Source organism: Deltaproteobacteria bacterium (genome assembly GCA_016874775.1).
Lineage (GTDB): Bacteria > Desulfobacterota > Binatia > Bin18 > Bin18 > VGTJ01.
Window position 1 is genome coordinate 1 of the sequence record VGTJ01000049.1, and the last position, 18,712, is coordinate 18,712.

The 18,712-nt window shown below is 53.2% G+C and carries 17 protein-coding genes; 7 read left to right on the forward strand and 10 right to left on the reverse strand.

What is annotated here, in order from left to right:
• Window positions 1–300: 300 nt before the first annotated feature.
• The 7 genes from FJ147_10445 to FJ147_10475 form a co-directional block, all read right to left on the reverse strand.
• Window positions 301–1,434, reverse strand: a complete 1,134-nt coding sequence (locus FJ147_10445) for an acyl-CoA dehydrogenase (protein ID MBM4256305.1) — start codon at window positions 1,432–1,434, stop codon at window positions 301–303.
• A 139-nt stretch (window positions 1,435–1,573) separates the two neighbouring features.
• Window positions 1,574–2,761: an acyl-CoA dehydrogenase gene (locus tag FJ147_10450; protein ID MBM4256306.1), complete on the reverse strand. Its 1,188-nt coding sequence runs from the start codon at window positions 2,759–2,761 to the stop codon at window positions 1,574–1,576.
• Window positions 2,762–2,912: 151 nt separating this feature from the next.
• Window positions 2,913–4,028, reverse strand: coding sequence for an amidohydrolase (locus FJ147_10455; protein ID MBM4256307.1), 1,116 nt, complete (start codon window positions 4,026–4,028; stop codon window positions 2,913–2,915).
• Between the two features lie 129 nt (window positions 4,029–4,157).
• A complete protein-coding gene (locus tag FJ147_10460) occupies window positions 4,158–4,490 on the reverse strand; it encodes a hypothetical protein (GenBank protein MBM4256308.1) in 333 nt (110 codons plus the stop codon).
• A gap of 51 nt (window positions 4,491–4,541) precedes the next feature.
• The gene (locus FJ147_10465) at window positions 4,542–4,901 is read right to left on the reverse strand and encodes a hypothetical protein (GenBank protein ID MBM4256309.1); all 360 of its coding nucleotides are present in this window, start codon (window positions 4,899–4,901) and stop codon (window positions 4,542–4,544) included.
• A gap of 277 nt (window positions 4,902–5,178) precedes the next feature.
• Window positions 5,179–6,045: a hypothetical protein gene (locus FJ147_10470; GenBank protein ID MBM4256310.1), complete on the reverse strand. Its 867-nt coding sequence runs from the start codon at window positions 6,043–6,045 to the stop codon at window positions 5,179–5,181.
• Between the two features lie 15 nt (window positions 6,046–6,060).
• The gene (locus tag FJ147_10475; GenBank protein MBM4256311.1) at window positions 6,061–6,948 is read right to left on the reverse strand and encodes an LLM class F420-dependent oxidoreductase; all 888 of its coding nucleotides are present in this window, start codon (window positions 6,946–6,948) and stop codon (window positions 6,061–6,063) included.
• Between the two features lie 146 nt (window positions 6,949–7,094).
• On the opposite strand from FJ147_10475, the gene FJ147_10480 reads away from it, so the two are divergent.
• Both FJ147_10480 and FJ147_10485 read left to right on the forward strand, forming a co-directional pair.
• Complete coding sequence (locus FJ147_10480) at window positions 7,095–7,760, forward strand: histidine phosphatase family protein (GenBank protein MBM4256312.1); 666 nt, start codon at window positions 7,095–7,097, stop codon at window positions 7,758–7,760.
• Window positions 7,761–7,932: 172 nt separating this feature from the next.
• Window positions 7,933–8,868 (forward strand): flippase-like domain-containing protein, encoded by a 936-nt coding sequence (locus FJ147_10485; GenBank protein ID MBM4256313.1) that lies wholly within the window; start codon window positions 7,933–7,935, stop codon window positions 8,866–8,868.
• A 237-nt stretch (window positions 8,869–9,105) separates the two neighbouring features.
• Here the strand turns inward: FJ147_10485 and FJ147_10490 are convergent, their stop codons facing one another.
• The 3 genes from FJ147_10490 to FJ147_10500 are packed head-to-tail and all read right to left on the reverse strand — an operon-like array spanning window position 9,106 to window position 13,161.
• Window positions 9,106–10,398, reverse strand: a complete 1,293-nt coding sequence (locus FJ147_10490; protein ID MBM4256314.1) for an adenylosuccinate synthase — start codon at window positions 10,396–10,398, stop codon at window positions 9,106–9,108.
• Window positions 10,399–10,411: 13 nt separating this feature from the next.
• A complete protein-coding gene (locus tag FJ147_10495; protein MBM4256315.1) occupies window positions 10,412–12,001 on the reverse strand; it encodes a phosphoglycerate dehydrogenase in 1,590 nt (529 codons plus the stop codon).
• A 5-nt stretch (window positions 12,002–12,006) separates the two neighbouring features.
• Complete coding sequence (locus tag FJ147_10500; GenBank protein MBM4256316.1) at window positions 12,007–13,161, reverse strand: alanine--glyoxylate aminotransferase family protein; 1,155 nt, start codon at window positions 13,159–13,161, stop codon at window positions 12,007–12,009.
• 238 nt (window positions 13,162–13,399) lie between these two features.
• On the opposite strand from FJ147_10500, the gene mraZ reads away from it, so the two are divergent.
• From mraZ to FJ147_10525, 5 genes are all read left to right on the forward strand, one after another.
• Window positions 13,400–13,852 (forward strand): division/cell wall cluster transcriptional repressor MraZ, encoded by a 453-nt coding sequence (mraZ, locus tag FJ147_10505; protein MBM4256317.1) that lies wholly within the window; start codon window positions 13,400–13,402, stop codon window positions 13,850–13,852.
• 84 nt (window positions 13,853–13,936) lie between these two features.
• Entirely contained in the window at window positions 13,937–14,902 is a 966-nt protein-coding gene (rsmH, locus tag FJ147_10510) for a 16S rRNA (cytosine(1402)-N(4))-methyltransferase RsmH (protein MBM4256318.1), read from the forward strand.
• A 3-nt stretch (window positions 14,903–14,905) separates the two neighbouring features.
• Window positions 14,906–15,178 (forward strand): hypothetical protein, encoded by a 273-nt coding sequence (locus FJ147_10515; GenBank protein ID MBM4256319.1) that lies wholly within the window; start codon window positions 14,906–14,908, stop codon window positions 15,176–15,178.
• 18 nt (window positions 15,179–15,196) lie between these two features.
• On the forward strand, window positions 15,197–17,173 hold the full coding sequence (locus tag FJ147_10520; GenBank protein ID MBM4256320.1) for a penicillin-binding protein: 1,977 nt from the start codon (window positions 15,197–15,199) through the stop codon (window positions 17,171–17,173).
• Window positions 17,170–18,699: a UDP-N-acetylmuramoyl-L-alanyl-D-glutamate--2,6-diaminopimelate ligase gene (locus tag FJ147_10525; protein ID MBM4256321.1), complete on the forward strand. Its 1,530-nt coding sequence runs from the start codon at window positions 17,170–17,172 to the stop codon at window positions 18,697–18,699. The genes FJ147_10520 and FJ147_10525 overlap by 4 nt, the downstream gene beginning before the upstream one ends.
• Window positions 18,700–18,712: the final 13 nt, after the last annotated feature.

Below are 18,712 nucleotides of genomic sequence, written 5' to 3' on the forward strand. Positions count from 1 at the left end.
ATCCATCCAGGGGCAAGCGATACCGCAACCATTCGTGCGGTCTTTTTGATTGATCCGAATGGGAAAGTGCGATTCCTGATTTACTATCCGCTGAGCATGGGCCGCAACTCACAAGAACTGTTACGTGGGCAAAAAGGGCGAAGTCAATCAGACAGATTGGTACTTTTCGAAGAAGAAGATCTGATTGCGCTTCCTCTGGTCATCGAATCATCATGCCATCGGGTCATTGAGGAAAACACTTCTCCGGCTCTTCAATGACTCGATGACTCAATCACCCGCTCACTCAATAGCGCAATATCTCTAAAACCCTTCCAATTGCGCTAAACGCTCACGGTGATAAGTCGCATCGCCAAAAGCGAACTCATTCCATTTGGCGCGTTTGAACCAGAAATGCATGTCGTGTTCCCAGGTGAAGCCAATGCCGCCATGCATTTGCACGGCACGATTCGTAGTCTGTGCATAAACCTCAGACAAACACGCTTTAGCCAACGAGGCTGCACGGGAAGCCTCACGAGGAAGCGTGTCAAACGCGTGCGCTGCATACCACACCAATGAACGTGCAGGCTCGATCTCACTCACGATCTCTGCGGCCATATGCTTTAAGGCTTGAAACGAGGCGATCGGGCGATTGAACTGGGTGCGGATTTTCGTGTAGTCGACGGCCATCTCTAACGACTTCTGTGCGCCACCGAGGCTGTCTGCGGCTAATGCGGTACAGGCGGCATCGATCACACGCGACAGTACTTTCCAGCCTTGATCTTCACCGCCGACTACTGCTGCTTTCGGGACGATGATGTTCTGCAACGTCACTTCATAAACTCGTCGTGTCTGATCAAAAATATCGAGCGGCGAGATCGTTACGCCGGGGCTGTCGCGCTCAAGCAGGAGCAAGCTTATGCCATCTTCGGCTTTGCCTTTCGTTCGCACTGCCACCAGCAATACATCCGCAACTGCGGCGAATGGCACGAACATCTTGGTACCGGAAAGGGTGTACCCATCGCGCGTCTTCTTCGCTTTCAGTTGAATGCCTGCTGCATCGATACGGTCGTCTTCTTCGAGGAAAGCGAGAGTCCCAACGGCGTCCCCGGTTGCAATACGCGGCAACCATTGTTTCTTCTGTGCGCTGGTCCCACCTTGCATCAATGCAAGTGTGAAGAGATTTGAAGAAAACAGGAAAGGTCCAGGCACGGCTGCACGCCCCATTTCCTCCAGTAACACGGCCATATCGAGCATGCCTAACCCGAGGCCACCATGCGCTTCAGGAATGAGTAACCCTGTCCATCCTTGCGCTGCCATCTTGCGATGCAACTCGCGCGAGAACCCATCCGGCTCTGTGTACATCGCTCGCACGAAGGTCGGCGGGCATTCTTGGGTGAGAAACTCGCGCGCAGATTGCTGCAACATTTCTTGTTCTTCAGAAAGACCGAAATCCATAGCTCAGACCTCACAACGTGGTGCGTATTACGTAAGAAGTAGTCAGTAGTCAGCATTCAGTAGTCAGTAGAGAGGAAGGAAAGAGCGGTGCACTCTTTTCTATGCTGGCTACTGGCTACCAGCTACTGACTACTCGTCTTCATCCCGACTTTGGCATTCCCAACCCACGTTCACTGATAATGTTCTTTTGCACTTCGGATGTACCACCACCAATCACCAAACCAAGTGTGAACATAAACTCATATTGCCAGGTGCCGTTGTCGATGACGCGGGCGGCGCCTTTTTTCAGCGGCGCGTAGGAGTTCATAATTTCCAGCGCAAGCGCACAGATGTCGTGATTCAGCTCGGTACCGACGAGCTTGCTGACCATCGCGCCAACACCTGGAGCTCGTCCTTTGATTGCATTGGTAAGCTGTCGATAGGAGTGGTACTTCATTGCCTCGACCCGCGTGAGCAAGCTCGACAATCTTTGTCGTACGATTGGATCGTTAGCTGCTGGTTTGCCATAACGTTGATGCGTTTGCGCTAAGCGAATGAGGTTTTGCATCATCAGTTGTGTCCGCGTTGTCGAGCCCAACATATTCCGTTCATGGAACAAGGTGTTATTGGCGACCATCCAGCCTTGGTTGAGCTCGCCCACCAGGTTCGCGCGTGGCACGCGTACGTTGTCAAAGAAGACTTCATTAAATCCAGCGTCTCCGGTCATCTGCACGAGCGGACGAACAGTGATGCCAGGGCTTTTCATATCAATGAGAACATAGGAAATGCCGCGATGCTTGGGAGCGTCAGGATCGGTACGCACCAAGCAGAACATCCAGTCCGAGAACTGGGCGTTCGAGGTCCAGACTTTTTGTCCGTTGACAACAAATTCATCTCCGACAATTTCAGCGCGTGTGCGTAATGACGCCAGGTCTGACCCGGCACCAGGTTCTGAGTAGCCTTGGCACCAGATCTCTTCGGCGGTGAGAATTGTTGGCAGATACCGTCGTCGTTGTTCCTCAGTGCCATATTGGATCAATGTCGGACCTAACATCTGGAGACCTGATGCGCCGATCATTCCTGGCGCACGTGCAAGCACCAATTCTTCATTGACGATGGTTTGGCGCACGATGTCTGCGCCCTGGCCGCCGTACTCTTTCGGCCAGTTCATGGCGACGTAGCCTGCAGAGTGCAGGGTCCGTTGCCAATCCTTCGCACGTTTGACTCGCTCGGGATCATGCGGCATGAGGTCACTGATGGCTTTGTCTTTTTTCGGCAGATTCTTCTTGAGCCATGCCCGCACTTCTTTGCGAAAGGCTTCGTCTGTTTTTGAGTATGCAAGTTCCATTTTTTGCTCACTTTAATGGGAGAGTAAACTTCACACGACAATCAACAGCCGACTGCACGGTACGTGGTGCGTATTGCGTGATACGTGAGGCGCAGAACGGGAGACGTGATACATAAGACTATGGCCAACGTCCACGCAACACGTAATACGTTCACGCTAATCCGTACAACCTCCGTGTATTCTCCCCGATGATCTTCTGCTGCGCTTGGGCTGTGAGTGCGGCGCAGGCTTCTTGGACTTCTTCGACCACACCGGGGAAGGTGCAATCGAAGTGGGGATAATCGGAACCCCAGACGACGCAGTTTTCTAGACCCATTGCCGTGACAACGCCAATCGAGTGTTCATCTGGGTCCATTGAGATGAAGCATTGCTCACGAAACATGTCGCTCGGTTTGCGTTTGAGCCACGGCACATAGTGACCCATCTTATCGAAGTGACCATCCATACGATCAAGCCAATGGCCGATCCAACCCAGTCCGGCTTCGAGAAATGCGACTTTGAGCTTGGGGAATTTACTTAGCACTCCCCCACATACGATATCGAGACATGCCCCCTGCATTTCCCAGGGATGGCACACCATGTGAAAAAAGAACGGGTCTTTGTATCGTTCTTGGCCGAGAGTTGGCATTTTGGTACCAAAGCTGCCGTGAATAGCGACTGGGATGCTGAGTTCCTGTGCTTCACGCCAGAACACATCATAGGCAGGATCGCACAGCCGTCGACCATTAAACGGGTTCGGTCGTACAAACACCGCGCGCATGCCGAGGTCTTTGACAACGCGACGCATTTCTCTCACAGCTTCATCTGCATCTTGTAGTGGCAGCGGGGCGACACCAAAGAAGCGGTTCGGATACGGTTTACAGAAGTCTGCTATCCAGTTGTTATACGCCCGGCAAGAAGCAGCGGCGAGTTTCGGGTCAGTATGGTCTCCGTAGAGAAGCCACAGGCTAGGGTAGAAGAATGCGACCTCAATCCCTTCGAGGTCCATAGCTTTGACGCGAGCGTGCGGATCATAGCCGCTCGGAGATACCTCATTCCATCCCATCGTGCGAGCTCTGGTGGGCTCGGAGAGCCCGCCGGGAGTACAGGCCGCGGCGATTGTCATATTCCGATCACGACGAATCTCGCCGTTGATCCGCATGCAGTCGATTCCCTCGCTATCGCGAGCGATTTGGATCACCCCATCACGATAGGCAGGTTCTGTGTATTCTTCCCAAATCACACGGGGCTCAACAATGTGTCCATCTGCATCGATAATGGTCGGCATATATGTCCCTCCTTACTCAAGGACCGTGAGGTCGTCAGTTTTAGCAAGCTGAATCAGTGAATGGGGGAACCAGAGAAGCGGAGAAAAATATTTCTCTCTCCCATTCTCCCATTCTCCGGTTCTTTGGATTTATCCTTCTCCCCCTTCATCACTAGAAAAGAACCCTTCTTCGTTTTCTACCATCAGTCGCAATTCATGTGTTCGTGCGCGCGGAGGTGCAATACACAGCGGTGTGAGATCTTTAAAGAGATTGCGAGCAAGATCACTCTCTGCGTAGGCCTGGAGGTCTTGGCTATTGCGCCACGAACTGACGGCGATGAACTCGTCCCCAGAAGTCATGATCTGGACGAACAGGAAACCAGACACTTTGCGAATGACTTCAAGCCTCTCCTGGGCGATTTGCATCGCGGTTTCGAGCTGGCCTGGTCTGACCGTCCCTTCCAATACACGGCAGTAGTACATAGGCCTCCCTCCTGCTCTCGGCAGGAACCGAAGTCAGCGAAAATAGAATCGTTACCCTGCAAACTGAGGCAGGGCGATTGTTACACTATTACTGATACGTTCGTAAGCAGGACCAGAGCCAAGTACCTCTTTTTCTCCTTTGAGGGACACGACACAACATGCGTCCTTTGCTTCTAAATCCTTCCAGTCAAAGCCTGCATCCGGTGGAATCTCTAAATCGAGAGCAATCAACCCCGTGGATAACTCCATTGGTGGCACTTGTCCGGCCAACTTTCCGCGCGGTTCAAGTGGAAAGACCAACACGCTCTTGTATGGTAGAGGCAATTTCACGTCTGCTTCCAGGTCATAGGTCAACGTGACCCGCAGTGTCCGCTCATCAAGGCGGGAGAGGGTGACGTTGCTGATCTTCACGAGGGCCTTGCTGGTCTCTTGAGAGGATGAGGTACAGGCGGAAAAAAAAGTGACAGACAGGAGAAAGAAAACCCCCCAACAAGACCTCATACGGTTTATCCATTTCACGCTCTGACCTTGCAAGGGTGTCATTCGGAGCGGAGCGAAGAATCTCTCAGAGAAGCCCTTCGTTTCACTCAGGGTGACACCTTTGCAGTGCCTGTCTTGTGCGGTTTGACTATGGCGTCCTCCCCGCTTGAAGGGTAGAGGGAAACCGTGATCTACGCACCGGATCATCTCACAACCCTACCAATTCTCGCGCGATTGCTGCCCGAGCATAACGGTGCGGGCTGCCCATTTCTGAAATCCGGACATCTGAAGCGATGCTGACAAGCATTGCTGCTTCAGTGATATCGATGTGCATACGGTCCATCATGATACGCGCAAGCCGATCGACTGCACTATTGGCAGCGGCTTCGACCGTGTCACCGTCACCCATAGTGACAACTTCCTTTTGCGTCACGACGATCGGGTGAGACAACGGTAGCTCAGTGGCAATACGGCAACGCATGGTCACATCTGCCGCGATTTCGACTGCTGAAGCGGCGATCTCCCCGTCTCCCATCTTGGCGTGGACGTCTTCGATGGTCAGCAAGCCACCGTCAACGAAGACCGGTAAGTACACCGTGGAACCTGGACCGAGTTGACCATTACTCAGTTGTCCGCCAAAGGCACCAACCGCACTGCTCGGCAGTGGCCCTTGCGCCGGAGCAAGCCCGATCTTACTCACATTCGGTAGAAACGGCAGCGAAACCTGATCATTATAGCGAATCTGATTGCCTTCAATCGGCACGACTTTTTTGCGAAACTCGACCTGGTCTTTGAACACTCCGTAGCCAGGAATGGCAATCACATAACCAAAGCCTTGGGATGGGCGAATATCTAAGATGTCGATCGCGAGCACCTGGCCTGGCTTGGTTCCCTCAATGAACACAGGGCCTGTCATGACGGTGAGCTGTTCCATCGGCCAGGCCTTGCCGTCGTTCCAATCGCGAAAACGGTCGTTGGTTTCCATGACGAAGACTTCGCCAGGACGCACTCGCGCTGCTGGAGAGTGGGTAGCGTCAAACGTACGAACAACATGTTCTTTACTGACCTTCTGCATGGCTGACCTCCTCAATTAGATTAATTTCACATCGCGTGCGAACCGTTCCATCATTCCTGCCATTTCTTCATAACTGCGAGCGAAATTGAAGAAGGCAAGATACAGATAGGTTGCACCAAGTTCTTGATAGCGTGGAATGTCGTCGAGTATCGCTTCCGGCCGTTTGCCACGCGGAGAGACACAGAGCGTGACCTTAGAGATGTCGCGTCCTGCTTTTGCTGCTCTTTCTTTGATCTTATCGAGCCGTTCGGCAAACTCTTGCGGATTAAATACGACGGCGGCCCAGCCGTCACCGTACTCCACAACGCGACGTAACGCCGGACCGGTATGGCCGCCGATCCAAATCGGCGGATGGGGTTTCTGTACTGGGCGCGGTTCACAGGCAACTTCAGGGAACCGGTGAAACTTGCCGTTGAAGCGCGGATGCTCGCTGGTCCATAACTCCTTCATGACCGCAACGGCTTCATCGCTCAACGGACCGCGATCGGCGAACGAAGCATTGACCGCTTTGAATTCTTCTTCCATCCAGCCAACCCCGACACCGAGGATAACACGCCCACGTGAGAGAACATCCAGCGTCGCGACAGTCTTAGCGGTAACGACGGCGTTGCGGTGTGGAAGTACGAGCACTGCCGTACCGAGGCGAATTTTAGTGGTGCACGCGGCAACAAAGCTCAACACCGTCAGTGGTTCAAGCAACGGCGCTTTCGGATTCATTGGGAATGAACCGGTTGCGGTGTACGGATAACGAGAGGCGATATCAACGGGGATGACGATGTGATCTCCGGTCCAAACCGAGTCAAAGCCCAGCGCCTCAGCGTTCTGCGCCGTCGTGCGAATATTGGTCATGACATCGCCATTGGCCAAGGGGCCGATGTGCGGTAAAAACGCTCCGTATTTCATGCTGTTCCCTCCTTTGGGTACGCATGCCTCAACTACCACATCTCCCACTGAACGCCAACTTACGGTGGCAATCTGTTGGTGGACATGCTAACAGACCCTGTGCTCAATACTGAGATACGTGAGCATAATCGTAGCGATCGCCACGTATGGGGAAAGTGATGTCGAACGTACGTTTCTTGTTAGTCCGACACGGCGAAACGACATGGAACCAAGAAAGCCGTTGGCAAGGGCAGGCGGATGTACCACTCAGTGATGCAGGCCGAGTGCAAGCGCGGCTTCTTGCGCAGCGGCTGTTGACCGAGGGCCGGCAGTTCCACGCGATGTACGCGAGTGATCTCAGCCGTGCATTTGAAACTGCGGAAATTCTCGGGCAGACGCTGGGCGTACCTCTGAGTCCCGACAGTGGCTGGCGTGAGATGAATATTGGGGTTTGGAGCGGGTTGACCACCGCTGAGGTGATGGCACGGCATGCAGTCGAATGGGAGCGGTTACGCGCAGGAGAAGACCTCCCGCGTGGAGGTGGTGAGACGTTTGCACAATTTCAAGGGCGTCTGATACAGTCCGCGCAACTTTTAGCTCAACGCCATAACGGAGAACAGATTGTGATTGTGACGCATGGCGGTGCGGTACGAGCGTTCTTGTTGCACTGCCGTAATTTGCCGACGACGAAGTTCCGTGAGATCGATAAGATTGGCAACACTGGTGTCAGCGAGGTGACTTTCGCTCTTGAAGGAGAGACCATTATTCATTCGGTCAATGACGTGAGCCACCTGAATGGTGCGGCGTTGGTGGGAGAGACGGTGGATGCGTGAAAGACAATTAAGAATGAAAAATGAAAAATTAAAAATGGAGAAGAAGCCCCTCTTTCGTTCACTATTTCACCCATTCCCCCATGCGTCCATTCGCCCATTCGTTTTCCCCCTTCACTGCCCCGTTTCTCCATTTCCTCGTTTATCGCCTTTTTCTCAGAGCTAGGTCGGCTCCTTGCGCTTCCTTTCTTCACGTTGGTTCAAAGTTGCCGTCAGCCTCGGGCTTTTTACGTTCTTGTTTTATACGACTGATGTGCACGCGTTAAAGCAACAATTAGTCACAGCTCGACCCTTACCGCTGCTCTTCGCTTTCGTTGGTTACCTCATTAGTCAAGCACTCTACGCGTATAAGTGGAAAGTCCTGGCCCGGCCACTTGGCTTTGGGCAGCCCTGGCGGGCGTTCGTCACCTATTACTTTGTTGGCGGCTATTTCAATCTGTTTGCACCAAGCACCGTGGTTGGCGATCTTGGTAGAGGACTGTTGTTAGCTGCCAATGGCGGCAACACTGGACCGGCGTTGTACTCTGTTGCTGTGGATCGTCTCAGTGGGCTGGTGATGTTGGTATGGGTGGGCGCAACGGGTTTTCTATTATTTGGCCCAACGATTCTTCCAGTAACTCTCTGTTATGGAGTCGTAGCCGCGGCTATTGGTTCACTCTTGGCGTGGTGGCTATTGCCGTATGTGCTGCAGTTCTCGCTGTTCAATCGGCCATTGATCAGACGTATCGTTGACCAGCTCATTGCGCCATATCAACAGAATGCCAAGACGTTAGGATACGCCTGCATTCTTTCGTATCTCTTTCACTGGTTTCAACTCATTTTACAGGTTGTGCTTGCCTACGCGCTCAATCTGCAAGTGCCGCTGTGGTACCTGATGTTGTTTATTCCACTCGTGCATATTCTGAGCGCATTGCCGCTCAGCTTTGCGGGCTTAGGTGTACGCGAGGGTGGGTACGTAACGTTCCTTGCGCTTATCGGCGTTGGCAAGGATCAAGCATTGGCTTTTGGGTTGCTGTGGAGCGTGTTGGTGCTGGGCTGCGGGTTGGTTGGAGGACTGGTGTTGTTGTTCTCGTCAGAGGCGCGGGTGGTACTGACGAAGGAGGCCGAATAGCAGACGGTTCCTATAGTTTCCCATAGCTCACGCTATGGGCTGTAGTATGTCGCCCCTAACGGGACTCGTTTCTTCCGAGCCTCGGAGAGGCGAAATAATTCAGCCCACGGTGTTAACCGTGGGAAACAAGGCATGATAACGTAGCCCACGGTTTACACCGTAGGAAATTGAAGGCATGGATTCCCGCTCCCCAGTCGCTACTGGGGACAGGCTGCGTGGAAATGACGTCATTCCCCGTTAAAAAAACGTCGGCCTAATCAGAATCGTTTCTTCACGCCCGGCACCGACCGAGATCATTTTCACTGGGACATTCACTAGTTGTTCGATACGTTCGACGTAACGCCGCGTGTTGGCGGGGAGGGCGTCGAGGCTGCGAATGTCAGTCAGTTGCTCTGACCAGCCTGGCAATTCTTCGTAGATCGGCGTCAATTGTTCCAAAACATTTGCGCTGGCTGGCACTTCCTCATACCGCTTCCCTTTATACTCATAGGCCGTGCAGACACGGAGCGTGGAGAAACCACTCAGTACGTCGATCTTGGTGAGTGCAAAACTGTTCACTCCATTTAAGCGAGCTGCCGTGCGTGCGACGACAGCATCGAACCATCCGCAGCGGCGTGGTCGTCCCGTGACCGTACCAAACTCGCCGCCCTTACGACGAATGGTCTCGCCTTCTGGACCAAACAACTCAGTGGGAAATGGGCCACTTCCCACACGTGTCGTATACGCTTTGGAAATCCCGATGACACCGTGAATTTGCTGCGGAGCAATCCCTGCACCCGTGCAGACTGCTCCAGCGACGGTATTGGACGATGTCACATATGGATAGGTGCCGTGGTCAATGTCGAGCATGGTCCCTTGTGCACCTTCAAAGAGTACTTTGCGTCCCCGGGCAATTTCGTTGTGTAGATACAACGACGTATTCGTCACATGTGGTGCAAGCCGATCACGAAAACGTCGATAATTATCGAAGATGGGCTGATACTCAAGCGTTTGATCTTTGAGAATCACGCTCAAGTAAGAGTTTTTCTCCTGCAGATTGCGTTTCAGCTTCTCGCTGAAAATATCGTCATCGAGTAAATCGACGAATCGTATACCACCACGCGCCATCTTGTCTTCGTAGGTGGGACCGATACCACGTCCGGTCGTACCGATCTTTCCTTCGCCGCGCAGTCGTTCGCGGGCAATATCGATCGCTTTGTGATACGGCATGATGAGGTGTGCTGTCTCACTGATCTTCAACAACGAGGGGTCCATCAAACACCCTTGTTGTTGTAAGGTGTCGATCTCTTCGACTAATGTCTCGGGATCGACAACGACGCCGTTGCCAATCACGCAGACCTTGCCGCTATGTAGTACTCCAGAGGGAATCAGCCTCACCACGGTTTTTTTGCCACCAACGACCAGCGTATGGCCAGCGTTGCTCCCACCCTGAAAGCGCACGATGATGTCGGCTTCCCGCGCTAAGAGGTCGACGACCTTGCCTTTGCCTTCGTCCCCCCACTGAACCCCAACGACGACTACGGTACTCATACGCCCCTCGTTCTTATAGGCGAATTTGCTGGGCCGAAATGATTGGCTCAAGTGCCTGTAGCTCAGTCAAAACCGCTACTGGCACCTGACCGTCGACATGGATTAACGCAATTGCCTTGCCGCCAATTTTCTCTCGTCCAAGTTCCAGACTAGCGATATTGATGTTGTGTCGGCCCAGGAGTGTTCCCATAGCCCCAACAACACCGGGAACATCATTGTTATGGAGGACGAGCATGTACCCTTCTGGCACTGCTTCCAGATGAAAGGCGTTGAGACGAACGATGCGGACAGCTTTGTTGCTGAACACCGCACCTTCAACGGTGTTGGTACCTGCATCGGTCGTCAGTGTGACGATGACCGAGTTGAGAAAATCGCTGGGGCGGTTACTGCGCGATTCCAGCACCCGGACACCCCGTTCGCGAGCGATGAACGGCGCATTGACATAGTTCACCGGCGATTCCAGCACCGGACTCAGAATGCCACGCAGTACGGCTGCAGTTGCCGCGGCAACGTCGTACTCAACGATATCCCCGCTATACTCAATCTGTACTTCTTGCGGCACATGGGGATCGATCTGCGCAAGAAAACTTCCGAGCTTTTCACCGATGGTGAGATAGGGCTGCATAATCGCTAGTTGTTTCGCGGTCAGCGCAGGAAAATTGACCGCATTCTGGATAACGCCATTGCTGAGAAAATTCCCCACTTGGTCGGCAATAGCAATGGCGACGTTGATCTGCGCCTCGTCAGTCGCGGCACCAAGGTGAGGAGTGGCTACCACTTGATCGAGCTTTAACAGTGGATGATCGTTCGGTGGTGGTTCATCAACAAAGACATCGAGGGCAGCGCCTGCTACTTTCTTGCTCGTGATTGCGTCAACCAGCGCGACTTCATCAATGATGCCACCACGAGCACAATTGATGATCCGTACGCCTTTCTTCATCTTGGCAAATGCATCTTTGCCAATCAGCCCACGGGTCTCTTTCGTCAGTGGTGTGTGGACGGTGATGAAATCAGCGTTGGCGTAAATCTCGTCTAAAGACGCAATTTCCACTCCTAGCTTGGCGGCGGTTTCAGAAGAGACGAATGGGTCAAACGCCAGAACGCGCATTTTTAGACCCAATGCACGATCCGCGACAATCGCGCCGATATTGCCAAGGCCGACCACACCTAACACTTTGTTGCAGATTTCGCTGCCGGTGAATTTTTCCCGCTCCCACCGTCCTGAACGGAGCGAGAGGTTCGCCTGCGGGATGTTGCGAGCTAATGCCAGCATCAACGAGATCGTATGTTCCGCCGTGGTGACGTTATTCCCACCAGGGGTGTTCATTACTACAATCCCTTGCTTGGTTGCAGCGTCAACATCGACATTATCGACCCCGATGCCGGCACGACCAATAACCCGCAGGTTCGTGGCTGCAGCGATCACTGGTTGGGTCACCTTCGTGCCGCTACGAATGATCAGCCCGTGATAATTCGGGATAATACGGATCAATTCATCGACAGGTAGCTTCGGTTTGAGGTCAATTTCAAGATCGGCATAGACACGTAACCGCTCCAGGCCTTGTTCAGAAAGCGGATCAGAAATAAGCACTTTGTGTGACATAGCGATTACCCTACCGGTGGCCACCCTTCTGACAACACTTCCTCAGCACGGCGCACGCCACTGCCGAGTTCGATATTCTGCCCAAAGCGACGCAATGCCATCTCTAACGTGCTGATTGCGGTGACGACATCAAAGGGACCAGCATACCCGATGTGTGAGATGCGCACGATCTTTCCGGCCAGATGGTCTTGGCCACCAGCGATATCCACACCCATGCGGTCGCGCATGTATTGCAGCAAGCGTTTGCCATCGACACCGTCCGGTAACCACACGCCGGTGGCTGCTGGACTTGGCGCGCTCGGTGCCAGGAGCGTCAAGCCCATGGCCTTTGCCGCTTCGCGACTGGCTGATGCGAGCAGGGTATGGCGAGCAAAGATGTGCTCTAAGCCTTCTTCTTGCATCATCCGTAACACTTCGTGCAATCCGTTGATTAAAGAAATCGCAGGCGTGTAGGCGGTGGTGTGCTTCAGTTGTTCTTTGTTCTCTCGGCGCAAATCGAAGTAATACCGTGGCTGTTTCGTCGCCTCGACCTGTTTCCAGGCTTTGTCACTCAGTGCGAGGAACGCGAGTCCGGGAGGGAGCATCAGCGCTTTTTGTGAACCAGTGACCAGTATATCGATACCCCAGCGGTCCATCGGGGTATCCGCCGCCCCCACTGCGGTGATGCCATCGACGATTAACAACGTGTTAGTATTGCGCGTCAGTGCCGCGATTTGCTCGACTGGATGTAGGACAGTGGTGGACGTTTCGCTGGCTTGTACGAGGACAGCGCGCGTATCGGGGTTTGCTTTCAGTGCCTGCGCAACTGCATCGACGCTCACTGCTTGTCCCCATTCAACTTTGATTTCGACGACTTTGACGCCAAATGCTTGGCTAATTTTTAGCCATCGTTCGCCAAATTTTCCGCCATTTACAACAATGACTGTATCTCCTGGTGAGCATGTATTAGAAACCGCGGCTTCCATTGCACCGGTACCCGAGGCTGCCAGGATGAGGACATTTTGTTTGGTTTGGAACAGCCACTGTAACTTTTCTTGCACCTGCGCAAACAGCGTTTCGAACTCAGGGGTGCGGTGATGGATCAGTGGTTGAGACATACGGAGGAGGACCTCCGGCGGGACAGCCGTTGGACCAGGGGTCAGTAGGTAACGTTTCAGCATAACAGTACGACTCCAAAACAGTGGTATCGAAGAAACCCTTGACCAGGCTTCTGGCCAGGGGATGAACGCCGGTTAGTTTGTGAGAACACAAATGATGTATCGAGGTGAAGAAGTTGAGTCAATGCGAAAATTTTGCTCCTTAACTATGCCCATTACTTAACTTTTTGCTTGACAGCGGGAAAACCCCGGACTATCATCGGGAAAGAAGTGGGTAAAAGTGGGTAAAAGTGGGTAAACAGTGTTTCGCGGTTGCTTTGAACATACCATAGACGACAAGGGAAGAGTGAGTATTCCTTCGTCCTTCCGTAAAGCGTTGTTTGGTTTACAAGACGACCGCCTGATTGTCACAAAGTTTATCCTCAATTCCTTTCGCTGTCTTGATGTGTACCCTTATGTGGAATGGGAAAAGTTAGAGCAGGAGCTACTAAATAAACCTCGTTTTGACGAGACCTTTGTGAAGATCGAGTCATTTTATTTGGCGAATGCACATGAGTGCCAAGTAGACAAACAAGGGCGAATTTTGTTGCCACCGCTGCTGCGTGAATATGCCGAGATTGATAAGGAAGTCATGTTTGCCGCTGCTCTGAAGAAATTTCGTATTTGGAATAAAGCGACATGGGTACGGTTCGACGCAGATTCGGAACAACAATTTTCCCAAAACCCGAACATGTTTAATGGACTAAACGCGTAGAGGCAGCTTACACGAACAAACAGGAAATTTCCAGCGAAACGCAACCTCAGGTCCCAGGTGAACGTAATGGAAGTCGTACCAGTCATGACCTCACCCCTAACAACGGCTCCTCAGCATCTGCCAGTGATGGTGGCCGAGGTGCTTTCCTTGCTCCGTCCGCAGGCGGGGATGCGATTTCTTGACGGGACGCTTGGTGGTGGCAGTCATGCGGCAGCGCTGCTTGCCGAGAGTGCCCCCACAGGGCAACTGTTGGGTCTCGACCGAGATGTCGATGCGCTTGCGGTAGCGGAAGCTCGGCTTGCTTCCTTTGCTGATCGTTTCCACACGCGCCATGCCAATTTCAGTAGTGCGCAAGAGCAACTGACAGCTCTTGCGTGGGAGGGGGTGGATGGCGTTCTCCTGGATCTGGGATTTTCCTCTTTACAAATCGAAAACGGAGAGCGCGGTTTCAGTTTCCTTCGTTCCGGTCCTCTTGATATGCGCATGAATCGCTATGATGAGGCCAGCGCTGCTGATATCGTCAACCATGCTAGTGCAGAGGAATTGCGACTCATCCTTCGCGACTTTGGCGAAGAACGAGCTGCTGGGGCGGTGGCTCGGGCGATTGTCCAGGCGCGCACCGCAGCTCCGCTACAAACCACGACCGCATTAGTGCAGGTCGTTGACCGAGTTGTTCGGAGTGCACCGCATGCCCATCTTCATCCAGCGACGCGGACATTTCAGGCCTTACGTATTGCCGTCAATCGTGAACTTGACCACCTGACGTTGTTTCTCCGAGAAGGATATCGTCTGCTCCGCCCTGGAGGGCGGATGGTCATTCTGTCTTATCATTCGTTAGAAGATCGCTTGGTGAAAGAAGCTTTTCGCAAATGGGCGGCCTCCTGCCTGTGCCCACCACAAATTCCGGTATGTTCTTGTGGATGGTCGGCGAAAGTGAAAGTGCTCACGTCAAAGCCGTTAGTACCAACGGACAGAGAAGTTGCCACCAATCCGCGTGCACGGAGTGCGCGATTACGTGCGGTTGAACGGTTAGCTGAGGAGGGGAGGTAACGCATGCCTCGCTCTGCATCATGGATATGGTATGCGGTGATCGCCCTTGTTGGCCTGACGTTCGCGTTAGGTCATGTGTGGATTCGTTTACAGGTTGTACAAGTTGGGTCTCAGCTGGTGCAGACGCGCAAGCTGATTCATTCATTGGAAGGTGAACGGCAGGGATTGCGAATGCAGTGGAGCGCGCTGACTGCGCCTGCGCAGTTGGCGGTACAAGCTGAACGACGCTTAAGAATGAGCGTGCCGGAACCTGAACGTGTAGTGCGGATGCCGTAGTGTGGATGGGGGTGGAGGATGGAACAGCGCTTACTGATTGCTGGTGCAGCTCTAGGATGTGGGTTGTTGCTTGTTTTTGGACGACTTGTGCATATTACGGCGATTGATAATGAGACGTTTGCCAAGAAAGCGTCCAGGCAACATCAACAGAAACTAGAGATTCCCTCGCGACGTGGTGCCTTCATTGATCGCAACGATGAGCCGGTGGCACTGAGTGTGCCTGCAGAGTCGATCGTTGTGCGTCCCCGAGATTTACCTGCCAACGCCAGTAAGTGGATAGTTCCTGTTGCCACAGCCCTCCATACCTCCTCTGAAGAGGTCAGTGCTGCCTTTCGATCTGCCAAACCCTTTGCCTGGGTGAAACGCCGCGCAACTCCCCAAGAAGCGGCACAGGTTCGTGCTCTCGGAATCGCTGGGATCGAAACCATTGAAACCGAGCGTCGTTTCTATCCACAAAAAACCCTTGCTGCTCCGGTCCTTGGTTTTACTGATGTCGACGCCATTGGCATCACTGGGTTAGAGAAAACCTATGACCGTTATTTACGCGAGAAACCGGCTGAGATCATTGGTGAAGTTGATGGTTTAGGGCGCATGATCCTTGCACATAGCGCGACTGCTGCGCCCGAGGTGCTCAACGTACGATTGACGCTTGATATTGGTATACAAAATATTGCTGAGCAAGAACTCTCTCAGGCTGTCCGAGCGACTGGGGCTGAAAGTGGAACGGTCGTGGTCCTTGATCCGCAAACGTTTGCCGTGTTGGCGTTGGCGCAAGTGCCGACCTTCGATCCGAACTCTCCAGCGAACGTGCGAGCGGAACGTCATCGCAATCGTATTGTCAGTGATTGTTACGAGCCAGGCTCAACCATGAAGACCTTCCTGCTAGCAGCGGCACTGGAAGAAAAGCGCTTATCCCCGCATGAGAAGATTTTCTGCGAATATGGCCGCTACGCAGTGGGGAAATGGATTATCAACGACTCCCACAAACATGGCTGGATGAGTACAACACAAATCCTGCAGCAGTCCAGCAACATTGGGGCCGCAAAAGTCGGCGAACGTTTGGGGAAAGATACCTATGCCGCCTACTTGCGTGCCTTTGGCTTTGGGCGGCTTACGGAGGTAGGGCTGCCGAGCGAAAGCCGGGGCATTTTGCCCTCGCCTGATACGTGGTCACGTATCCATCTTGTCACTGCGAGTTTTGGGCAAGGATTTGCCGTCACGCCACTGCAACTCGCGAGTGCGTATGCAGCGCTGGCGAACGGTGGTACACTCATGCGTCCTTACATTGTGAGTGAAATTCTCAATAGCGAGGGAAAAGTCGTAGAAGCACGGAACCCTCAACGGCTGCACCAGGTTGTCAGTCGCGAGACGGCGCAGCAAGTGATGCATATGATGGAGCAAGTAACCGAGAAGGAAGGAACCGGGACACGTGCTCGCATCGACGGTTTTCGTGTAGCCGGGAAAACCGGGACATCACAAAAACCTGACCCGCGCGGTGGCTATTCGCGTGATCGCATTGCTTCTTTTGCGGGAATCGTTCCAGCTAATCAACCTCGCTTGGTCATTTTAGCAGTCCTCGATACGCCCAAGACTGCGGTGTATGGAGGCGAGGTGGCCGCTCCAGTGTTTCAAGCTATCGCGCAGCGGTCGCTTGCCTACCTCGGCATTGAAGGAGAAAAGCCAAAACTTGGGATCACTCCAGCCATCATTGCCCCGTCGGAGACCGAATCGAGAAAGAACCATACGCTCCGTCAGACGATCGCTATGAAAACCATCGCAACGCCGCCGGAGTACGGCAATGCGGAAGAGGGAACCGCGAACGAACCGAATTTCGTCGGCATGAGTTTACGCGATGCCGTGCTGGCAGCGCAACAGAATGACTGGCCAATTGTCACAAAGGGAAGTGGGTACGTTAAGAAACAAACAGTGAAAAAGAAAGACGATGCACTCGTGTACGAACTGACGTTGACGTCACTTGGAGGTGATCGACCGTGATTCTCCGCGATCTCCTTTCCAGTACGCCTCCTGTGCAGGTTCAGGGAAACTTGGATGTGGAGATCGTGCACCTCGCCTATGACTCGCGTACCGTGCAGCCTGGGTCGTTATTCTTTGCGCTTCCTGGCACTAAAAGTGATGGCGCCCGCTTCATCAACGAAGCGGTAACGCGTGGTGCCGCTGCAGTTGTTGTCCCTCCCAACTCGATTGTCTCTCCTCACGTTACCGCTGTGTATTTTTCCGCTCCACGGGTACTGTTAGGCGCCTGCGCGGATCGCTTCTATCAGCACCCAACCGCCCAGCTCACGATGCTGGGAGTCACTGGTACGAGTGGAAAGACGACGACAACCTATCTGACCGAAGCGATTTGGCACGCTATGGGTTGGGCTCCAGGTGTCGTCGGAACTATTAACTATCGCTATCGTGATCACATTCTGGCCGCGCCGTTTACTACACCAGAAGCAGTGGAGTTACAGGAATTGCTGCGGACAATGGTCGATGCCCGTGTCAGCCATGTGGTGATGGAGGTCTCCTCTCATGCACTGGCACAAGATCGTGTTCACGGTTGCCAATGGGATGGTGCGTTGTTTACGAACCTGGGGCGAGATCATCTCGATTATCATAAAGACCTCGACGATTACTTTGCCGCAAAGGTGCGCCTCTTTACCGAAGAACTTGGACGGTCAACCAAACCGCACCGTTTTGTGGCGGTGAATGCGGACGATTCTTGGGGACAAAAACTTCTTTCTATGAGGCTTCCGGGACGAGTTTTGACCTATGGGTTGCGCAACGATGCGGAAGTGTCGGTGAAGAATGTTGAGAAAGATTTCCAGGGAATGCGAGGTGTCCTCCGTGTCGAGAAAGCGGAAGTGCCGTTCTCGTCAGCGTTGATTGGTGAGCCGCATCTCTACAACATCATGGCTGCAACGACGGCTTCTCATGCGCTTGGAGTGCCACCGGAGGTGATCGCGAGTGGAATTCGACACTGCACTGGCGTTCCAGGTCGCCTGGAAGCGATTCAGGCTGGCCAACCATTCGGTGTCCTTGTTGATTATGCCCATAAACCTGATGCGTTAGAAAAAACCTTGCGCTCAATTCGTCAGTTGACCCAGGGCCGTCTTCTGACCGTCTTTGGCTGTGGCGGAGACCGTGATCGCGGCAAACGACCATTGATGGGAGAAGCTGCTGGGCGATTGAGCGATGTCGTTGTGCTCACCTCTGACAATCCACGTACAGAAGATCCGTACCAGATTCTTGCTGAAGCAGAACCGGGACTGGTGCAGGCAGGGGTGCCGAAGGTTGACGATCCGACCACGATTGCGAAACTTACGCGTGGCTATGTGGTCATGGTTGATCGTCGTGCGGCAATTCAAGCGGCGTTGGCTGGGGCACAACCAGGTGATGTTTTAGTGATTGCTGGCAAAGGGCATGAAGATTACCAGATTGTGGGTACGACGAAGTCGCATTTTGATGATCGTGAGGAAGTGCGACACTATCTCGCACCACGGTACAGTGAGGCGAGATAAGGAATGTTGGAAA

What these genes read in the sequence shown, in the direction of transcription:
- FJ147_10500 (MBM4256316.1), bottom strand. Translation starts at nt 13,161, where the DNA reads ATGCTGAAACGTTACCTACTGACCCCTGGTCCAACGGCTGTCCCGCCG.
- FJ147_10495 (MBM4256315.1), bottom strand. Translation starts at nt 12,001, where the DNA reads ATGTCACACAAAGTGCTTATTTCTGATCCGCTTTCTGAACAAGGCCTG.
- FJ147_10455 (MBM4256307.1), bottom strand. Translation starts at nt 4,028, where the DNA reads ATGCCGACCATTATCGATGCAGATGGACACATTGTTGAGCCCCGTGTG.
- FJ147_10475 (MBM4256311.1), bottom strand. Translation starts at nt 6,948, where the DNA reads ATGAAATACGGAGCGTTTTTACCGCACATCGGCCCCTTGGCCAATGGC.
- FJ147_10445 (MBM4256305.1), bottom strand. Translation starts at nt 1,434, where the DNA reads ATGGATTTCGGTCTTTCTGAAGAACAAGAAATGTTGCAGCAATCTGCG.
- FJ147_10480 (MBM4256312.1), top strand. Translation starts at nt 7,095, where the DNA reads ATGGGGAAAGTGATGTCGAACGTACGTTTCTTGTTAGTCCGACACGGC.
- rsmH (MBM4256318.1), top strand. Translation starts at nt 13,937, where the DNA reads ATGACCTCACCCCTAACAACGGCTCCTCAGCATCTGCCAGTGATGGTG.
- FJ147_10450 (MBM4256306.1), bottom strand. Translation starts at nt 2,761, where the DNA reads ATGGAACTTGCATACTCAAAAACAGACGAAGCCTTTCGCAAAGAAGTG.
- FJ147_10460 (MBM4256308.1), bottom strand. Translation starts at nt 4,490, where the DNA reads ATGTACTACTGCCGTGTATTGGAAGGGACGGTCAGACCAGGCCAGCTC.
- FJ147_10490 (MBM4256314.1), bottom strand. Translation starts at nt 10,398, where the DNA reads ATGAGTACCGTAGTCGTCGTTGGGGTTCAGTGGGGGGACGAAGGCAAA.
- FJ147_10520 (MBM4256320.1), top strand. Translation starts at nt 15,197, where the DNA reads ATGGAACAGCGCTTACTGATTGCTGGTGCAGCTCTAGGATGTGGGTTG.
- FJ147_10515 (MBM4256319.1), top strand. Translation starts at nt 14,906, where the DNA reads ATGCCTCGCTCTGCATCATGGATATGGTATGCGGTGATCGCCCTTGTT.
- FJ147_10470 (MBM4256310.1), bottom strand. Translation starts at nt 6,045, where the DNA reads ATGCAGAAGGTCAGTAAAGAACATGTTGTTCGTACGTTTGACGCTACC.